This window comes from Candidatus Methylomirabilota bacterium (assembly GCA_003104975.1).
GTDB lineage: Bacteria > Methylomirabilota > Methylomirabilia > Methylomirabilales > Methylomirabilaceae > Methylomirabilis.
In genome coordinates this window covers 91,677-110,987 of record PQAM01000006.1, presented here as the reverse complement: position 1 = coordinate 110,987, position 19,311 = coordinate 91,677, and the positions used below count along the sequence as shown (strand labels likewise).

At 58.4% G+C, this 19,311-nt stretch carries 19 protein-coding genes; 12 read left to right on the top strand and 7 right to left on the bottom strand.

Translation table 11 applies throughout. From position 1 onward, the window contains the following. Positions 1-7: 7 nt before the first annotated feature. The 6 genes from C3F12_03115 to C3F12_03090 form a co-directional block, all read right to left on the bottom strand. Entirely contained in the window at positions 8-1,732 is a 1,725-nt protein-coding gene (locus tag C3F12_03115; GenBank protein ID PWB48003.1) for a cytochrome c oxidase subunit I, read from the bottom strand. Next, entirely contained in the window at positions 1,729-2,433 is a 705-nt protein-coding gene (locus tag C3F12_03110) for a hypothetical protein (GenBank protein ID PWB47950.1), read from the bottom strand. The genes C3F12_03115 and C3F12_03110 overlap by 4 nt, the downstream gene beginning before the upstream one ends. 106 nt (positions 2,434-2,539) lie before the next feature. Continuing rightward, positions 2,540-5,530 (bottom strand): hypothetical protein, encoded by a 2,991-nt coding sequence (locus C3F12_03105; GenBank protein ID PWB47949.1) that lies wholly within the window; start codon positions 5,528-5,530, stop codon positions 2,540-2,542. Then, a complete protein-coding gene (locus tag C3F12_03100) occupies positions 5,527-6,327 on the bottom strand; it encodes a mechanosensitive ion channel protein MscS (GenBank protein PWB48002.1) in 801 nt (266 codons plus the stop codon). Before C3F12_03100 ends, C3F12_03105 begins: the two co-directional genes overlap by 4 nt. Before the next feature lie 59 nt (positions 6,328-6,386). Beyond that, positions 6,387-6,821, bottom strand: a complete 435-nt coding sequence (locus C3F12_03095; GenBank protein PWB47948.1) for a large conductance mechanosensitive channel protein MscL — start codon at positions 6,819-6,821, stop codon at positions 6,387-6,389. An 87-nt stretch (positions 6,822-6,908) separates the two neighbouring features. Further along, positions 6,909-7,409: a hypothetical protein gene (locus C3F12_03090; protein PWB47947.1), complete on the bottom strand. Its 501-nt coding sequence runs from the start codon at positions 7,407-7,409 to the stop codon at positions 6,909-6,911. A gap of 306 nt (positions 7,410-7,715) precedes the next feature. Here C3F12_03090 and C3F12_03085 point away from each other — a divergent pair, with 306 nt between their 5' ends. The 6 genes from C3F12_03085 to C3F12_03060 all read left to right on the top strand — a co-directional run bounded on the left by C3F12_03085 (position 7,716) and on the right by C3F12_03060 (position 13,598). Further along, complete coding sequence (locus C3F12_03085) at positions 7,716-8,834, top strand: hypothetical protein (GenBank protein ID PWB47946.1); 1,119 nt, start codon at positions 7,716-7,718, stop codon at positions 8,832-8,834. A gap of 278 nt (positions 8,835-9,112) precedes the next feature. Then, positions 9,113-11,554, top strand: a complete 2,442-nt coding sequence (locus C3F12_03080; protein ID PWB48001.1) for a ribonucleotide-diphosphate reductase subunit alpha — start codon at positions 9,113-9,115, stop codon at positions 11,552-11,554. 99 nt (positions 11,555-11,653) lie between these two features. Next, the gene (locus tag C3F12_03075) at positions 11,654-11,851 is read left to right on the top strand and encodes a hypothetical protein (protein PWB47945.1); all 198 of its coding nucleotides are present in this window, start codon (positions 11,654-11,656) and stop codon (positions 11,849-11,851) included. 4 nt (positions 11,852-11,855) lie between these two features. Further along, positions 11,856-12,410, top strand: a complete 555-nt coding sequence (locus tag C3F12_03070; GenBank protein PWB47944.1) for a dCTP deaminase — start codon at positions 11,856-11,858, stop codon at positions 12,408-12,410. Between the two features lie 179 nt (positions 12,411-12,589). Beyond that, the gene (locus C3F12_03065) at positions 12,590-13,159 is read left to right on the top strand and encodes a hypothetical protein (protein ID PWB47943.1); all 570 of its coding nucleotides are present in this window, start codon (positions 12,590-12,592) and stop codon (positions 13,157-13,159) included. Next, entirely contained in the window at positions 13,149-13,598 is a 450-nt protein-coding gene (locus C3F12_03060; GenBank protein ID PWB47942.1) for a hypothetical protein, read from the top strand. Before C3F12_03065 ends, C3F12_03060 begins: the two co-directional genes overlap by 11 nt. A 144-nt stretch (positions 13,599-13,742) precedes the next feature. Here C3F12_03060 and C3F12_03055 read toward each other — a convergent pair whose 3' ends face one another. After that, a complete protein-coding gene (locus C3F12_03055; GenBank protein PWB47941.1) occupies positions 13,743-13,997 on the bottom strand; it encodes a hypothetical protein in 255 nt (84 codons plus the stop codon). A gap of 330 nt (positions 13,998-14,327) precedes the next feature. Between C3F12_03055 and lptC the strand changes: the two genes are divergently transcribed. The 6 genes from lptC to C3F12_03025 all read left to right on the top strand — a co-directional run bounded on the left by lptC (position 14,328) and on the right by C3F12_03025 (position 19,273). Then, a complete protein-coding gene (lptC, locus tag C3F12_03050; protein ID PWB47940.1) occupies positions 14,328-14,939 on the top strand; it encodes an LPS export ABC transporter periplasmic protein LptC in 612 nt (203 codons plus the stop codon). Beyond that, entirely contained in the window at positions 14,936-15,499 is a 564-nt protein-coding gene (locus C3F12_03045) for an OstA-like protein (GenBank protein PWB47939.1), read from the top strand. Before lptC ends, C3F12_03045 begins: the two co-directional genes overlap by 4 nt. Positions 15,500-15,511: 12 nt before the next feature. Then, entirely contained in the window at positions 15,512-16,252 is a 741-nt protein-coding gene (gene lptB, locus C3F12_03040) for an LPS export ABC transporter ATP-binding protein (protein PWB47938.1), read from the top strand. An 11-nt stretch (positions 16,253-16,263) separates the two neighbouring features. Next, on the top strand, positions 16,264-17,688 hold the full coding sequence (rpoN, locus tag C3F12_03035) for an RNA polymerase sigma-54 factor (GenBank protein ID PWB47937.1): 1,425 nt from the start codon (positions 16,264-16,266) through the stop codon (positions 17,686-17,688). Positions 17,689-17,730: 42 nt separating this feature from the next. After that, positions 17,731-18,273, top strand: coding sequence for a ribosome-associated translation inhibitor RaiA (gene raiA, locus C3F12_03030; protein ID PWB47936.1), 543 nt, complete (start codon positions 17,731-17,733; stop codon positions 18,271-18,273). Between the two features lie 133 nt (positions 18,274-18,406). Then, on the top strand, positions 18,407-19,273 hold the full coding sequence (locus C3F12_03025) for an RNase adapter RapZ (GenBank protein PWB47935.1): 867 nt from the start codon (positions 18,407-18,409) through the stop codon (positions 19,271-19,273). Positions 19,274-19,311: the final 38 nt, after the last annotated feature.

Here is a 19,311-nt window from a genome sequence, read left to right as displayed (position 1 = left end):
GTCGCTCCTAGCCGGGCCTTGCCGTCGTCGCGCGATCCTGCGGCAGATAGTCCTCGCGAACGCCCGGCGGGCTATAGTCATAAGGACCGCGGTAGACGGTCGGAAGTGTCTCGCCCCAGTTGCCGTGAGGGGGAGGGGAGGGGAGGGTCCACTCGAGGGTCGCCGACTCCCATGGGTTCGCATCGGCCTGTTTTCCGGCCATAATGCTCCAGGCAAGGTTGATCAGAAAGAGAAACTGGGCGAGCGTCAGCCCGATGGCGCTGAACGTAATGTAGACGTTCAGCGGTTGAACCGATTGTAGAAGCTCGTACTGGAGTGGGTTTGCGATACGGCGCGGCATCCCGGCCAGTCCGACGGCATGCATCGGAAAGAAGGTGAGGTTGAAGAAAATAAGGGTAAGCAGAAAGTGCAGATAACTGAGAGGCGCGTTCATTATCCGACCGAACATCTTGGGGAACCAGAAGTAGATGCCGGTAAAACTGCCGAAGATGACGACGCTCAGCAGGACGTAGTGAAAGTGGGCCACGACAAAATAGGTCCCGTGGACCTGAATGTTGGCCGGCGCGGAACCGAGGACGATGCCGGTGAGTCCGCCGGTGATGAACATGACGACAAACGCCAGGGCCCAGAGCATCGGGATGGTAAACCGGATCGAGCCTTTCCACAGGGTGAGAATCATCGAGAAGACGATCAGTGCGATCGGGACGGAGATCAGGATGGTGGTGATGCTGAACGGCATCGCCAGTCGAGGGTCCATGCCGCTGATAAACATATGGTGGGCCCAGACGATGAGGCTGAGGAGGCCGACGGAGATCGTCGCGTAGATGATCCACCGGTAGCCGAAGACCGGTTTTCGCGAAAAGACCGTAAGGACTTCGAGCACCGCCCCAAGACCGGGCATCAGGAGGACGTAGACCTCCGGGTGGCCAAAGAACCAGAACAGGTGTTGCCACAGCAACGGATCGCCGCCCTGTTCGGGCACAAAAAAGCCGGTGTCCAACAGCCGATCCATCAGCAACATCAGAGCGGCGGCGATCAAAGGTCCGACGGAGAGCAGAAAGATGACAGAGGCGGTCATCTGCTGCCAGACAAGGAGCGGCAGGCGGAGGTAGGTCATCCCCGGCGCGCGCATGGTGATGGCGGTCGTCAGAAAATTGACGCCGCCCATCAGGAATGAGGCAAACTCAAGTGCGTGGGCGAGCAGCCAGAGGTTGATCCCCCAATTCACGCCGGTATATTCGGCCCTGGCGCTCAGCGGCGCATAGCCGGTCCACCCCGCTGCCGCCGCGCCTCCTGGAACGAAAAAGGACGACAGCAGGACGAGTGATGCGACAAAGAGGGTCCAGAAGGAGAGCATGTTGAGCCGGGGGAAGGCCATATCCCTGGCGCCGATCATGAGGGGAATCAGGAAGTTGCCCAGGGCGCCGAGCAGGATCGGCATCGCCACAAAGAAGACCATGATCGTTCCATGGTTCGTGGCCAGGGCGTTATAGGTCTCCGGCCCCACGAATCCGAATCCCGGGATCGACGTGTCGGGGAAGGCGAGTTGCCATCGCATCACATAGACCAGGTAGCCGCCGACCAGCGCCATAAAGAGGCCGAGGAACAGATACTGTTTAGCGATGGTTTTGTGATCGGTTGAGAAGACGCAGGTCTGCCAGAACCCGTGCGCCCCATGGACGGGAGGGGCTGTAGGGGAGGGAATGGGGCCGACTGCCGGAGGGGTCGTCATGGTTGAGTGATTGCCGTGGTCGAGCGTGACGTGGACGGCCACTGTTCCTGCACCCATTGGTTGTAGTCGTCGGCCGAATGGACGATCAGACGTCCGACCATCCCGGAATGGCCGAATCCGCACAGTTCCAGGCAGGGGATCTCGAAGACGCCGGGCTGGGTGGCCTGGAACCAGGCATGCAACTCGCGCCCCGGGATGACGTTCTGTTGCAGGCGGAGATTGGGCAGATAGAGACTGTGGATCACGTCCTTTGATTTGAGGACGATACCGACGACCCTGTTGACGGCAACGTGCAGTTCGTTGTCCATCTGCAGATCGTCTGGTGTCCCGAAACGGCCGTCCGGCCCAGGATAGAGAATCTCCCAGTTGAACTGCTTTCCGGTTACCTGCACCTGGAGGTCGCTCGGCGGCGTGTGAAGCTTAATCCGTGCCCAGGCATCGCCACCTCGAAAATCGATCCACAGGTCAAGTGCGAGGACAAGGGCGGTGGGGATCAACAGCCATGCGGCCTGCGACAGGCGATCGCCGGTGATGTAGGCGGCGCGCCGGCCGTCACGCCGACGGAAGAGGAGCGCGAAGGCGAGGAGCGCTCCGACGGTGACGATAAACCAGACCAGTGTGACAGAGTAAATCAGGTGGAGGATCGAGTCGATCTCCCCTCCATGAGTTGAAATATTCTTTGGCAGCCAGTCTAGAAACATCGCTCACCCGCCTTCATCCGATTCGCCAGGTTCTGATAGCGGTGCAGCGCAAGCAGGGCCAAACTGTTTCTAACATCCGCTTCAGCCGGTGTCAATGTGAATCGAGTCAGCGAATTGTGAAATCGACGCGGCTTTGCTTGAGCGTATCACGTTGCTCAGACGTGAGCGACCTGGGCTCGATGATGAACAGACGTTCCGGCTCGACCGTCTTGGATTGCAGGATGACATCCTTGACCTTCATCGCGCGTTGAGACGCGAGCAGCCGCAGATCGTCATCGGTAATCTGGATGTGGGTCAGCATCAACTTCACCATTTCTGGAACCGGCAGATCCTTGGCCAACCCCAGGACATTACGCGGCTTTGGAAAGGTTTCCGCCTTATACGCGAGCTTCAGGTATGACTCGTACTCGGCGGGTTCAATCGTCAGCTCATCGGCCGGAATTGAGGGCTCCCCCTTCTTGAGAAGCTGATTGAACTTCTGAACCTTCAGCTTCCGCATGAACGCACGCTGCCGTAATCCCTCCCGATCTTTCTCCGCATCCACATGACCTTCGATCTCAAGCCTCAGCGAGGGCCGTTCATACAGCGCCTTGATCAACTTCTCGATCTTTGCAGCATTCGCATCGGTTATGACAGCACTCCCCGGCTCATACTCGAGATATCCTAACTCCTCCCCGCCGCCGATCAGTGCACCGAGCAGGGCAAATGGCGCGGTCGCTGCCTTCGAGATCAGATTGACAAGGATCTCAAGCACCACCTTCCACACGCGGAATTCCGGGTCATCAAGGCTGCCGGTTACCGGGAGGTCGAGATGGATCTCACCTTTTCTGTCTTTGAGGAGGGCAATGGCCAATCTGACCGGCAGGTTGGTGGCGGTAGGACTCTCCACCTTCTCCCCGAGGGTGAACTGATCCAAGAACAGATTGTTTGTGGATTCGAGCTTCCGCTTGGCAATCTGATAATTCAGGTCAAAGGAAAGCTTACCCTTCTCGATGGTGTAGCCGACATATTTGCCGGAGTAGGGGGTCATTGGACTCAGGTCCATGTCGCGGAATCGAGCCTTCAGATCGACAAACAGGTCCTCGCGCAACGGGTTGATCTTCCCGACAATCTCAAGGGGCGCAAACTGGTTGACCTTGCCCCTGAGATCCACATCCGCAAAAGTGGCTTCGCCGGACGAAAGTCCGGATACCCTTCCGCCGATCTCCGCCAGATCCATGGAGTAGGCCGGTTTGAGCGACGTGTCTGAGAAACTGATACGTCCGCCTTGAAGGGTGATGGTCCGAATCTGGACATCGGTGCCGGGTTTGTCCGAGGTCTTGACAGGCGTGGGTTGTGGCGCGGTCGCGGTCGGTGCCGCCGGCTGCGTCTCAGGCGCCCCTGGTTCCATGATCTGGGCCAGATTGACCGAGCCGTCGGGGTATACAATCAGACGGGTGTAGAAATCGGTCAACGCGACCTTGCCGATATGAACGTAGATCGGATTATAGCCTGCCTTCAGATCATCAAGCGCGAGCGACTGCCAACTGAGAAAATCCTGCGCATACGTCTTATCCACTGATCCGAACCGCGTGATGGACAGCTTCCCTGTATAGGCGGCCTGCAGGCCGGACTCATCCCGTTGGTTGATCGACAGATTGCCTGTTGCCGATACGGTGCCCCGCGTCACACGGATCTTGATCCGATCGGTGACATAAGGTTGAAACGGACGGAGATCGACAGCCTTGAGGTTCAGGGCCAATTGCGCGGATAAGGGGGTAAGGCCGACGGGGCCCTCGACCGTGATAGTGCCCCCCTTATTCAGTTTTAAAGAGAGAACGGCCGTGCCCTGCCGCTCGCTGCCGGTCGTGAGGTTATCGGCCCTCATCGTGATGTCCTGGGCGACAACGCTGACCGGTTCGGCGGGCGAGCGTTCGTCGGCATCCTTCTTCGCGTTGAATGCGCCTACCGCCGCGTCCGAAAATGAGACTCTCCCCTTGTTCAGTTGAAACGTGTCGATATCGACGACGGCAGGGTTCGAGGCCTCTTGAGTCGTGGCATCAGTGGGCGTGCCGGAATCCTGGGGTAAGAGATTCTGAATATTCATCGTTCCCGGCGGATCGCGTCGAATGAACAGTTCTGGTGAGTCGAGGATGACGGACGCGGCGTGGAATCGCCGGGCGATGGGCTCCGTGGGCGCAAGTGCAACGTCCAGAAGGGGCAGCGTGAGCAGCGGCCGATTCTTCGCGTCGCTGACGGACAGTCCGTGGACGGCGACGCGGCCCTCGACCGTCAGGGCCGGTTGTGGCGTTTGAATGAACGAGAGTTGCGCCTTGACGGTCATCTTTCCTGAACCGATCGTGAAGTTGGTTTTCACCGGCAGATAGGCGAGATAGTAGGGAATGTCGAGATCGGTAATGTCAATATCGAGCGTAGTCTGACGGGAGGAGGCGAACGGTTTGGTGTTCCCTTCAAGGAGATACCGACTATCGTTGATGGTTGCCGATATCCTGGGTTCCACAGATGTCTCGATGTAGTGGGGGGTATTGGAGATAAACGGGAGGGCGATGTTGAGCTCTCTGACGGTGTGGTCGGTCCGTTTCGGCTGATCGATGAAATCGATGCTGCCGTCCACGATTTGAATATTGTTGACCGAGAAACGGCTGGGGGCGCCGCCGCCACCCCGATCTGCGCCGTCGCCTTTCAAAAGATCGGAGAAGTTGTAGGAGCCGTCCTGATGGTGAACGATCCGAATATGGGGCCGATCCAGACGTACCTCTTTCAGAATCAGTGCCCAGCGAAATGCAGAAAGGCTCTCAAGGTTGATAAAGAGCTGGTCGAACGACGCAAATGTGTCGGGTGTCTCACGGTCCTTGACCGTGAGACCTTTCACGGTCAGTGAAAGTGTGAACGGATTGATAGCGATCTGTTGAATGGCGACCTCGCGATGCAGCGCATCAGAGAGGGTTCGTATCAGAAAGGACCGCGCCAGCGGCGGGAGGACAAAAAACGCGATCAGCGTGACCGTCACAAAGAGTGCGGTGAACCAGATGAGGAGTGTCCGGAGACGCTTCAAGGAGAACATCCGAGTCAAGAACGTTGGCATAGTGGCCCTCATGATCCCGATACGAGACGGACTTCCCGTTGCGGAATGGGCTTGGCGATCCGACCCGCCTCGAATCGCTCCATAATAGTCTGATAGAGTTCCGCATGGGCGGTGTCGTAATCGTCGACCTTGACCCATGGGCGGACCGAGATGATGATGGCCGATTCGTCAAGCATGGCGATACCGATAAGCGGGGTCGGCTCTTTCAGGACATATGCGCTGCCTTCCAATACCTGGCGCACGATGGCCAGCGTCTGATTCACATTGGTGCCGTACGCGACACCCACCTTCAGATTCAGTTGACGCATGGTCCCAAAGTTGTGCAGAATCTCCCCGACAATCTTGCGGTTGGGAATGACAACCCTGGAAAGGTCCGGATGAACGAGCGTCGTCGAAAAGAGGTCGATCATCGTCACCTCACCCTGTTCCCCTACCAGCTCGATATATTCGCCGACGCGGTACGGTTTGGTGAAGACGATGGTGAGACCGGCCACCACGTTGCTCAGGACACCCTGCAGCGCCAGCCCGATGCCGACGCCGGCCACGCCGATGCCGGCGAGAAACGGTGTGATCTGGACCCCGAGGTTGTCGATCACCACAATCAGCGTGAGAAGGACCACCGTTGCCCGGATCAAGCGGACAATCAGGACTCTGACCGGGGGCTCGATCTGCTGGCGCGCAACCCACGCGTGGACAATATTCCCGCTCCATCGGGCTACGAGCAGACCGCCCGCCAGGATCACCACGGCTCCAAGGACCTTGAAGCCGTATCGGATCATCAGGTCGATCACCAGATCTGTCGGCGCCATCCCCGTGCTGAGCATCTGAGTTCTCCCCATCTATTGTGATTCAACGGTCGCTTATCCGCTCAGATCGCGGATGTACAATAGGCGCAGCGTGTTGCCTCCAGATGGATAGCGGACAAACAATGGGGGCACGTCTTTGTGGTCGGTGCCGCCGCCGGCGCTTCGGGCTGTTGCGTCATCCGGTTCACCTGCCTGATCAGCAGGAAGATCGCAAACGCCACAATGAGGAAATCGAGGATCGTATTCAGGAATACGCCGTAATTGATCGTGGCGACGCCCGCCGCCTTGGCCGCTGCGAGTGTCGGATGGGCATTGCCTGAGAGATCGATAAAGAGGCTGGAAAAATCGGCCTTGCCGACTATCAGGCCGACGGGGGGCATCAGGATGTCGCTCACAAAAGAACTCACGATCTTACCGAAGGCCGCGCCGATGATGATCCCGATCGCCATGTCGAGGACATTGCCGCGCATCGCGAACTCTTTGAACTCTTTGAGCATCTGCGTCCCTCCTCGTAAATGAGCGCTTGCGCCACGTTTCCACGGTTGCTATGATTTATGGCATCGGTACTATCCCTTCGGGCCGGTTCAGGCCAAAGAGATTCGGTGTTCCCGCATCATCTGTCGAAGGCGTTGGCCGTTGATGAGCTCAATGGTCGGCCCTTCGGTGAGTTTCGGAACCTCTTCCGAGAAGAACCCGTTGGTGATAAAGATACCCTTTAATGCCCGTTCGGCGAGCACTGTGCTGCTGAGCGCAATGACCTGGGTGGAGTGGATCGGTCGTTCAGGCGGGATCAGGACGCAACGAACGATGTAATTGCCGCCGGTAATCGGTTGCGAGCTGACGGCGGTGATATCGATCTCTTGCTGTGTATTGCGATGGCAGCCCGAGATCGACAGGCCCATCTGTTCCACAAGACGAAGACAGAGGCGTTCGAACTGTTCCGGTGCGAGACGTTCCAACTGCTGCTGCTCGGCGCCTCTGGGCTGGTAGTACGCCTTTTCGACGGCTATCGGCTGGGCAGACCGATTCAGCAAGAGAATCAGGCCCAAGCCGAGCAGGATGGCGACCGTCACCAGAATGAACATAGGTGTCGCCTTTCAGGCAACGACCGGGACGAGCCAGGCAACAGCCGGACTGCGTCTATCGATACATCTCTTCGAAGATACGATCTTTCCGGCCTTGTTTGATCAGGCGGTCATGGCGAAATGCCTGCTTCATCGCTGAGCCGAGACAGACCAGGGTCAGGATCAACATCCCGATGATAGGAATATTGTCCGGCTGGGTCGCGATGGCCAACACATTCTCCATACAGCACCTCCTTTGCATCGCGATTCTAGCACCACTCTGTACAATGGCAAGTCTTTTATAACGCGGTTCCAGCGGCTGAACTGATGCCGTCGTGGATGGATGCGCAGATGAGTACACAAGTCGGGCTGGTGAGCCGACCGATGCACCGGCTGATCTACGCCCTCGTGATGAACCTGTTGTTGAGCGGGTACGCCTGGGGGGCTCCGCTAACGGTGGCGCGGTCCGATGAGGCGGACCGGGCGTACCGGCTTGGGCTTCGTCGGCAGCAGGAGGGCCGGATGGCAGAGGCGATGGAGGCCTTCCGAGCCGCGCTTCAGATCGATCCCCGGCGTAGTGTGGCCTATACGAGACTGAAGGAGGCGTATGGTCCCGGGCGACCGGCCGATCAGATTATGGCGGAGCTTCAGACACGGGTCGAACGGGACGCGACCGACTTCGTCTCCTGGAATCTGCTCGGTGTGCTGCATGCCAGGCAGGGGCGTTGGGCTGAAGCCGTTACCGCACTTCAACGAGCGGTCCGGATCCAGCCCGCCGATATTGATGCATGGACCAATCTCGGGTGGATCGCCTCAACACTGAAGCAGAGCGAAAAGGCCGCCGGCGCGTTCCGCCGCGCCCTTGCGTTCGATCCTGCCTATGGGCGCGCCCATGCGGGCCTGGCCGGTCTGTATGCGGAGGCAGGGAACGGGTATGATCAGGCGATCGAAGAGTACCGCCACGCGATATCGGCCGAACCGACGAATCCGACCTATCTGTACGATCTGGGGTGGGTCTACTACCGGAAGGGGATGATGGATGAGGCCCTGGAAAGCCTGATCGAGGCATCCAACCTGAAACCGGACGACCCGGCCGGACGGACAAAGATCGGGTGGGTGCGGTTCCGGCGAGGGGAGCACTGTGCCGCCATTGAGGAGTTCGAGCGGGCGTTGCGCCTGCAACCGGATTATACCTTCGCTCGGTTTGGGCTTGCGCGAGCGTTTCAGGCGGAGGGTCGCGACGCCGCAGCCGCTGCAGAATATAAGCGGGCCTGGCGCGAAGCCGACAACGACATCTATCTACTATATCTGCTGAAGCTCTACCTGCGACAATACCTCTGGGTGATACTCCTGGCCGCCATGTCAATAATGGGCCTGGCGCTGATATGGCTGATACGCCGTAGAGGCCTTCCCCACAGTTCCGGTGCATCCTCTGGAAAGTCATAGTCTCGCGGGGTAGATCGTGCGGCTGCTGTACGAACATACTTCAGCCACATCTGCCGTCTCCGGGCGACATGAAAAGTTCTACCCCCATCCATTTTATTCTTGACAGGCACAATATATCGTAGTAAATAGAATCCACTGATACAATATGTAGTGTGCCACGGAAACGAATGTTGAGGGATCGATTCGGGATAGATGGCGAAGGAACGCGCCTGACGCAGGGCGCCGACGATCGCAGCCGGTCCGAGGAGCCGACATTATCCGATATGGAGGGAGCAACGATGCCTGGTAAGGCGAGCGAGGCAATTGTGCACGGGATGGCAAAGGGGGGCGAGGCGACGCCGGGATTCGGATCCCGACCGACGAAGGATGGGCAGTGGAGTGAATCGGCCCTTCGGGTACTCAGGGAGCGGTATCTGGTCAAGGACGCGACAGGCGTGGCCGAGACGCCAGAGGAGATGTGTTGGCGCGTGGCGGTTGCGATCGCGAAGGCTGAAGCGCAGTGGGGTCGAACAGAGGCGGAGGCCCGCCAGGTGGCCGAGTCGTTTTATGATCTGATGATCGAAGGGAAGTTCCTGCCGAACTCGCCGACAATGATGAACGCCGGCAAGGATAACGGACTGCAGTATTCGGCCTGCTTCGTGCTCCCCGTCGAGGACTCCATGGAGGGGATCTTCGAGGCGGTCAAACGGGCGGCCATCATTCATCAATCGGGCGGCGGGACGGGGTTCGCCTTCTCGCGCCTGAGGCCGAAGGATACCCTGGTCAAGTCGACGGGCGGCAAGGCCAGCGGCCCCATCAGCTTCCTCCGGGTGTTTAACGCAGCGACCGAGGCCGTCAAACAGGGGGGTACCAGGCGGGGCGCCAATATGGGAATTCTCAGGGTGGATCACCCCGACATCCTCGAATTTATCGACTGCAAGCTGGACGGTGGGATTACCAACTTTAATATTTCGGTGGCGACTACCGAAGCGTTTATGAATGCGCTGACACAGGATGAGGAGTACGCGCTGGTCGATCCTCATACCAAGCTTGTGACCGGTCATCTTCGAGCGAGAGAGGTCTTTCAGCGAATGGTTCAGGCGGCGTGGCGAACCGGCGATCCCGGGATGATCTTTATCGATCGAATCAATGCCAGCCCGGCCAATCCCATCCCCCAGGACGAGCTGATCGAGGCCACGAACCCCTGCGGTGAGCAGCCGCTTGGACCCAATGATGCCTGTAATCTGGGGTCGATCAATCTGGCCAGATTTTACCTTCCCTCGATTCCGGCGGACGCGGCAACGACGGAACGGATCGATTGGGTTGGGCTTGAGCAGGCGGTGCGAACGGCGGTCCGGTTCCTGGATGACGTGATCGACGTGAACCCCTATCCGCTTCAGGATATCAGCGAGGAGGTTCGCAAGAACCGGCGGATCGGTCTTGGCGTCATGGGGTGGGCCGACCTGTTGCTCGAGCTCGGCATCCCCTACGACAGTGATGAGGCGGTGACGTTGGGTGAGGAGGTGATGGGCTTCGTCCGACGCATCGGTCACGATGCCTCCGAGAAGCTGGCGGAGGCGCGGGGACCGTTCCCGCGCTGGTCGCGGAGTATCTACAAAGGCGGGAGGCCCGTCCGCAACTCCACGGTGACGACCATCGCCCCGACGGGGACCATCAGCATTATCGTCGGGTGTTCGTCCGGGATCGAGCCGATCTTTGCCGTCGCGTTCAGACACATCGTCGGCGACCGGCATCTGACCTTTGTCAACCCGATCTTCGAGGAGGTGGCGAGGCGGCGCGGTTTCTATAGCGAAGAACTGATGCGGCGTGTGGCCGAACGGGGGGCTGTTCGCGGACTTGAGGGCGTGCCGGAGGATGTGCAGCGGGTGTTCGGGACGGCCCACGAGGTCGAGCCCGCATGGCATGTGAAGATGCAGGCGGCGTTCCAGCACCAGACCGATAACGGTGTCTCCAAGACGATCAACCTGCCCAATTCGGCCACCCCGGAGGATATCGCCAGGGCCTACATGCTGGCGCATGAACTGGGCTGCCTTGGGATTACGGTCTTTCGTGACGGCTGTAAAGACACACAGGTGTTGCATCTCGGGACGGGTACCAAACCTGCTGCGGGCAGCATCGAAGAGCCTGCACTGCGCGAAGTTGAAGAGGCCGAACCGGACGCCTCACGCCTCACACCTACCGCCTTATCCTTCTCAGAGGACAGACTCAGGGTCAAGCCGAGACCGCGAACCATGAAGGGCGTAACGTACCGGGCAGAGACGCCGCTGGGGACGGCCTTTGTGACGGTGAACCAGAACGGCGAGGGTGAGCCGTTTGAGGTGTTCGCCAGCGTGGGGAAGGCCGGGAGCGACACCTCTGCTGTTTCCGAGGCGATCGGCCGTTTGATCTCGCTGGTCCTCCGGCTCCCGTCGCCGATGTCGCCCCGAGAGCGGGTGACGCAGATCGTCAACCAACTCACCGGCATCGGCGGCCGGCGCCCGATGGGCTTCGGCAAGGATCGGGTCCGGTCGCTGCCGGATGCCATTGGGCAGGTGCTGGCCGAGCATATTGGTCTCAGCGAACCTGGGGTCCAGGAGCTGCTCGCGGCCCGTGGGAAAGGTACCGATGCGGAAGTGACCGCCCTCAAGGTGGGCGATATGTGCCCCGACTGCGGTCTCGCCACCCTCGTCTACGAAGAGGGCTGCCAGAAGTGCTACTCCTGCGGCTTCAGCGAGTGCTAACAACAAAGCGTTCATCAGCCGATGAATAGCGTATAGGCTATAGGTTTCGGTTTTCTCAGGGCTGAGACAGCAGGGTTATTGTGGGAAAGGAGGGAGCGGATGACGAACATACAGCGCGGGGGCGTGATCCTGATAGGTGGGACGTCATACCCATGTGACGTGAAGTCGTGCGCGGCGCTTCGCGGCAGTGTCTATCCGTTGCCGTGCATGGACTATCATCGAGTGCGGGGAGGCGGAAGCGATGAGGGAGGCCCCATCAACTGTGTCCTTACCTCCGGCGATGACGAGAGGAGATGAGCCTATGTCGATTAAATCGGATAAGTGGATTACGCGGATGGCGACGGAACATCAGATGATTGCCCCCTTTGAGGAACGGCAGGTTCGAAGCGGCGTCATCTCGTACGGTTTATCGTCCTATGGATATGATATCCGGGTCGCCGACGAGTTCAAGATCTTTACCAACGTCAACACGACCATCGTCGATCCGAAATGCTTCGACGAGCGCTCGTTCGTCGACTTCAAAGGCGATGTCTGCATCGTGCCGCCTAACTCCTTTGCCCTCGCCCGGACCGTCGAATATTTCAGGATTCCTCGCAACGTGTTGACCGTTTGCCTCGGCAAAAGCTCCTACGCGCGTTGCGGTATCATCCTGAACGTTACACCGTTCGAACCGGAGTGGGAGGGGTTTGCGACCTTGGAGATCAGCAATAGTACCCCGTTACCGGCCAAAATTTATGCCAACGAGGGGATCGCTCAGGTGATCTTTTTTGAGAGCGATGAGCCCTGTCTCGTCTCCTACGGCGACAAGAAGGGCAAATACCAGGCACAGCATGACATTACACTGCCCCGTATTTGAAGGCCTATCGTTTCATGCGCCTATGCTGTCAGGACACCCATCGGAAGGCAAGGATCGGGGGGGTCGGCATAACCCGTTCTATGGCTGCAAAAAATATTTATTTTTTTTGTCGATTTATGTTGACATGAAAAGAACGGTTGTTGTAAAAATATCAACAACGCCAATGGTGAGGTGGGCTGTTGTTGATCCGGTTATTCTCGTCAGAAATACGGGTAAGTATTCTCACACTGTTTTTTACTAGGTTGGATAAGCGCTATTACGTCAGGGAATTGGCGCGACACCTTGGGCGAGACATCTCCGGGATCAAGCGAGAGTTGGACAACCTGGAAAGGGCCGGTTTGCTGGCTAGCGAAAAGGTTGGGAATCTTCGGTACTATCGGGCCAACAAGGCGTCGCCCCTGTACAGTGAGATGCGGGCAATTATTGCCAAGACGACTGGTATCTATGCCAGTCTCCGAGAAGGGCTCAGAAGGATTAAGGGAATCCAGCGGGCCATGGTGTACGGGGCTGAGCAGCTTGAGGGCGAGGAAGGGCTCGGCCCTATACGATTGATGGTGATCGGACAGGTCGATTTGAACGACCTGAACGATGCCGTAAGGGTGTTGGAGGGCCGCTTGAGCCGGGAGATCCACTATCTCGTGTTTGACGAAACGGAATATCATCGGCGGAAGGCGGAGAACGACCCGTTCCTCGTGGAGGTGCTCATGGGTCGGAGGTCGATCCTCATCGGGACGGACGATGGCCTATGAGGACCTTAGAGAACGGGGGTTGGTGGAGGAAATTCGACCCGATTTCCGTCAGGTGTCGACGCTGCTCGCGCGCGCAGCGAAGGATATGGCGACAGCACGGGCGAATCTCAGCATCGATAAGGAGTGGGCGTACATCATTGCGTATCAGGCCATACTGAGAGCAGCGAAGGCCGTAACGTTGGCGGAGGGGTGGCGGGTGAAAGGGCGCGAGCAGGCACGAACCTTCGTAACGCTGATCGGGGAACTGTTGGGTGACGAGGGACGCACGCTTGTCAACGGGTTCGATCGAATGCGGCGCAAGCGGCAGGACTTTATGGATGAGCCACAGACCCCGATTCCTCGGTACGAGGTGGAAGAGGCGTTGAAGGATGCGCAGGTATTGATTGATCGGCTTATGGATCTGGCGCGGGATAAAAATCCTCAGTTGGCGTTTCTCTAGCGATGCCGACCGGATTGCCGATGGCGTGGAAAGGGGGTGAGGACCCGAATGGCCGCGAAGAAAAAGGAGGCGAAGAAGCCGGCACCAAAGACAGCGAAGAAGGGCGGAAGAGGGTGCTAGCCTCAATCAGCGGTAGCAGAGGCCTTAACAGGGAAAGGAGGTGAGGACCTCAATGGCAGCGGCAAAGAAGAAGGCAGCTCCGAAGAAAGCGACGAAGAAGAAGTAGGCAATCGTAGGGTGTGGCGACCGGATCGGCCCCGAGCGGTCGTAGAGGTCGCAGAGAAGGTTGCCTGATAACGACGGCTCGGGATTGAGAAGCGCGAAACAGCCGGTCGGTCGCCCAGCCGGTGGAAAGTATGCCACCCGATGCTGGGGGGGGCGATCCCCCCCAGCCGACATCTTATAATAATATTATCATACGGCTCAGTATGATCCGGTGTAAGAGGGTGAGTAGAATTCGATATTGAGGTGAGACGGAACGGAATCTTACCAAGCGAGAATGAGCGCGTAGAGAAGTTTAAAGGAGTAAAAGAGCCAAAAAACCCTTATCAATGGTCGAAGGAGCGAGGCCGGACCACCAATCGATCGTTGATTGTACCCTCCATAATGAGTGACGGGCCATTCGCATCAAGCGAGTGTTGAACGCTCGCTCACATCATTGCGTCTTCCGGTTTCCCCCATCCCGCGTCTCTTTACTTCAACTCCACTTTGTGTTATAGGAAAGCAGGAATGCGAATTGCTGTACGCGTGTGGATCGTAAGGATAACGGCGATAACGGTCGTTGCGTTGTGGGCGCTCTCGGCTGCCGACAACGGATCGTCCGCCCTCGGTCAGGATAAGCCCAGCACCGCAGCCGATGTGAAGATCACGAAGTTTCACCTCGTTGAAACGAAGGACGGGAAAACATTATGGGAGGTGTGGGGTGATCGCGGGGAGGTATTTGATAAGGAGGGCGTTGCCAGGGTCGAAAAGGGGACGAACCCTGTCACCGTGATGCTCTACTCAGAGCGGGGTACGCTGACGGTTCGGTCGGACAGCGCGACGGTCAATATGCGGACCAAAGATATTCGTTTGGAGAAGAATGTGATTGCGACCTCTGAGCAGGGCAACAGTCTGCAGACGGAATCTCTGGACTGGTCGTCTAAGGATAACCGGGTATCTACTCGATCGCCTGTCATATTGGTGAAAGGTGGGATGACGAGTTCGGGCGTGGGTATGGAGGCGGAGACCGATCTGGAGCGGGTGACGTTTTTGAGTCGCGTTCGGTCGCAGGTGAGACCCGAGGGCGGGGGGCTGGAGCAGAAGGAGCGTTCCGGCGCCCGAAAGGGAGGAACGCGGTGAGCCATCGTAGTTGGTTTGTGGGGGTCGTGGTGCTCGCGTACGTTGGCGTATTCATCCGTTCGGGACTGGCCCAGGAGCAGCCGAAGGCGAAGAACCCGGTGACGATCACTTCGGATCGTCTGGAGGTGAACCGAAAGCTGCATACGGCGGTCTATTCCGGGAACGTGATGGCCGACGATAAGGATCGCGGTATGGTGGTCCTGGCCGACAGGATGGAGTTTCTGTTCGATGAGAAGATGGAGCGGATCCAGAAGGGGATCGCAACCGGCAATGTGAGGGCCACTATTAAAGAGAAGAGGGTGACCGCCGATCAATTAGAACTGTTTCCTGATGAAGATAAAGCCGTCCTGACCGGGAATCCTCGGGCATGGCAGGACAACGATCTGGTGACCGGGACGAGGATGACGATCTATTCCAAGGAGGATCGAGCGATCGTTGAGGGCGAGCCCTCGAAGCGCGTGACGGCGATCCTCTACCCCAAACCTGACGGATCAGGGCGATCCGAACCGGCAGCGTCCGACAAGATCGACAAAGCGCCAACGACGCAGGGAGGGTCCTGACGAGATGGAGCTGTGGTAAGCCCGTCGAATCCACGGACCCTTCGAACCGAGAGCCTGGTCAAGTCGTTTAAGGGCCGACAAGTTGTGGCCGGCGTCAGCATCAACCTTGAAGCCGGCGAGGTGGTCGGGTTGCTCGGGCCGAATGGCGCCGGGAAGACGACGACCTTCTACATGGTGCTCGGTCTGCTGAAACCGGATCAGGGTCAGGTCATATTGAACGGGGAAGTGGTGACCGACCTTCCGGTGTACAAACGAGCCCGCAAAGGTTTGGGGTTTCTCCCGCAAGAGCCCTCGATCTTTCGTAAGCTGACAGTGGAACAGAACATCATGGCGATCCTGGAAATCCTGGATCTGTCGGAACAAGAGCGGCGGCAACGGCTTGAGAGCCTGCTTCAAGAGTTGGACCTCACCCATCTCGCCAAGAGCAAGGCCTACACGTTGTCGGGCGGCGAACGTCGCCGGGCGGAGATTACCAGAGCCCTGGTCACCTCCCCGGATTTCATGCTGCTGGACGAGCCGTTTGCGGGGATCGATCCGATTGCGATTGCCGATATCCAGACCATCATTGCCAGGCTGAAGGCCAAGGGCGTCGGTGTATTGATCACCGACCACAACGTGCGGGAGACGCTACAGATCGTCGATCGAGCGTATCTGATCTATGAGGGTCGGGTGCTGGTCTCCGGGACGGCGCAAGAGCTCGCCTCCGACGAGCGGGCCAGAGAGATCTATCTGGGCGAACGGTTCAGTCTGTAGGGGTGCCGACGATGGCGTTTGAAGCGAAACTCAGTCTGCGACAGATGCAGAAGATGGTCATGACGCCGATGCTGCAACAGGCGATCAATCTCCTGCAGTTGTCCCGGATGGAACTGCTTCAGTCGGTACGGCAAGAGTTGGAGGCGAATCCGGTCCTGGAAGAGATGATGGAGGAGACGGAGGAACTGAGCGAGGTGCCCGCACTCAAGTCGGCGATCGAAGAGGGGACGACGGAGCGCAACGGAGAAGGGCCGACCGTAGAGATCGATTGGGACAGCTATCTTCAGGATGCCTCGGATTATCGGCCGTCGATCCAACGCGAGGCGGTCGATCGGTTCGACAGCGGAAGCCTGCTGACGAGGTCGAATTCGCTGGAGGACCATCTGCTCTTCCAGCTTCACCTTACCGTCAAGGATCAAGAGCTCCTGAGGCTGGGCGGGCTGATCATCGGGGAACTGGACGACAACGGATACCTGCGAAGCGGTCTCGAGGAGTTGGCGTCGTTGGCCAGCGCCTCGTTGGAATCGATGGCATCGGCTCTTCGGCTGATTCAGGGTTTCGATCCCACCGGGGTTGGGGCGCGGGACCTGCAGGAGTGCCTACTGATCCAACTGAGGGCCCGTCCGGAAGGGAGTGCATTGGCCGAGGTGATCGTCGGCGGCCATCTCCATGAGGTGGAGCGGCACCGATTTGGAAAGATTGCGGCTGCGCTCGGCGTATCGGTTGGAGAGGTGCAGGAGGCTGTTGCGCTCATTGCCTCGCTGCAGCCCAAACCGGGTAAGAATTACGGCAGTGAAGAGCCCCAATACATTACGCCGGACGTCTATATTCTTAAGATCGATGGGCGATTGCTGGTGTCGCTGAATGAGGATGGTCTGCCGCGTCTTCGGGTCAGCCGCTACTACCGGCAGATCCTCTCCAAGCAGGCGCTTGCGCCGCGTGAGGCCAAGGGGTACGTCGAAGAAAAGATGCGCTCCGCGCTCTGGTTTATCCGCAGCATCGAACAACGAAAACGGACGCTGATCAAGGTTACTGAAAGTCTGGTCAAATACCAGAGAGAGTTCTTTGAGTACGGGATTTCGCATCTGAAGCCGCTGACGCTCCGGGAGGTGGCCGATGACATTTCCATGCATGAATCGACCATCAGTCGGGTGACGTCGAATAAGTATGTCCAGACCCCGCAAGGTCTCTTCGGTTTGAAATACTTTTTTCATCGTGGGGTACCGTCGACCGTCGGCGAGGTGGTGTCGTCTCGTCGGGTGAGAGACTTGGTCCGCCGATATCTGACGGAGGAAGACTCGAGCAAGCCGCTGAGCGATCAGAAGATCGTGGAGATACTGGCGAGGATGCACGGGGTTGAGATCGCCCGTCGGACCGTGGCTAAGTATCGAGGTCAGCTCAAGATCCCGTCATCCAATCAACGCCGCTACGTCTAATACGGTACAGAGGCAATCCATTCTCTGATGAGGAGTCTACTGATGCAAATGACCCTTACGACCCGCAACATTGAGATGACCGACGCCCTCAGACGCTACGCGGAAGAGAAGATCGCGCGCCTGCAAAAGTTCGTCAATCAGATTACCTCGGTCCACGTCATCCTGTCGGTTGAGAAGCATCGACAGATCGCGGAGGTGACGCTGCATGTGCGGGAGCACACGATTCGCGGGGAAGAATCGAGCTCCGATCTCTACTCGGCCATTGATCTGGTGGCGGACAAGCTGGAGCGCCAGATCCTTCGCTATAAGGACAAAATCGTCGAGCACTCCGGCCGAGGTCGGGGACGGTCGCACGCCTCGGAAGCGGCCGTGCCGACCGAGGGCGAATCGTTGACTGACGACGACCCCCGTATCGTGAAAACGAAGCGCTTTGCCGTCAAACCGCTCGCTCCTGACGAAGCGGCAGTACAGATGAGTCTGTTGGGCCATAATTTTTTTGTATTCCGAAATGCTCGGACCCACGAGGTCAACGTGCTGTATCGGAGACGCGATGGGGACTACGGCTTGATTGAACCCATCGGTTGATCCCCCCAATACCTGTGATCGTCAGGCGTCGGACGTACGGCGTGAGGGAAGCGGTTCCTTCCACCCCTGGGGTTGTACGCCTCTCGAGTCGTACGGTGTTGCGGGGCGAGGCGTAAGGGGAAGGCGAAGCGCGGTGCAGGCGGCTGAGGTTGTCATCGTTACCGGGGTATCCGGGGCCGGGAAGAGCCAGGCGATCAAGTGCCTTGAAGATATCGGTTTTTTCTGCATCGATAATCTGCCGACGACATTAATTCCCACCTTTGTTCGGCTCTATACGCAAACAGAGCACACGACCGCCCGGGTGGCCCTGGTCATCGACGTTCGGGAGCGCGAGTTTCTTACGCCGTTGTCCGATATCCTGAAGACGCTGCGGACGGAAGGCCATACCGCAAAGATCCTCTTCCTGGATGCGAGCAACGAGGTCCTCGCCCGACGATTCAGTGAAAGTCGACGGCCTCACCCGCTTGCGGCGGGAAGGTCGGCGCTGGTCGGGATCGAGATCGAGCGCCGGATGCTGGCGCGGCTGCGCGAGGAAGCGGATCTGATTATCGATACCAGCGCGCTCACCATTCATGACCTGAAGCGATTTCTGGTGCAGGCGTTCGTGGTCAAGCGGTCTGCCGCGAAGATTGGTATCTCCCTTGTCTCTTTCGGCTATAAGTACGGGTTGCCGTTCGACGCCGATCTGGTCTTTGATACCCGATTCCTGCCAAGTCCTCACTTCATCGATGATCTGCGGCCGCTGACCGGTCGCGATCCTCAGATCGGCGAATTTCTCATACGGGCCTCTGTGACCAAGCCATACCTTGAACGCCTGACCACGCTGCTCGACTTTGTCACGCCGCTGTGCGAAGAGGAGGGTCGGGCCTATCTGACCATCGCGCTCGGCTGTACCGGCGGCCATCATCGTTCCGTTTTTTTTGCGGAACAGCTTGCCGGCCATTTTCGGGAGGGCGGCTATCCGGTCAACGTCCGGCACCGTGACATCGACAGATCGTAATCGAACGGACCTTTCAAACCAGGGTCCGGACGGTCGCG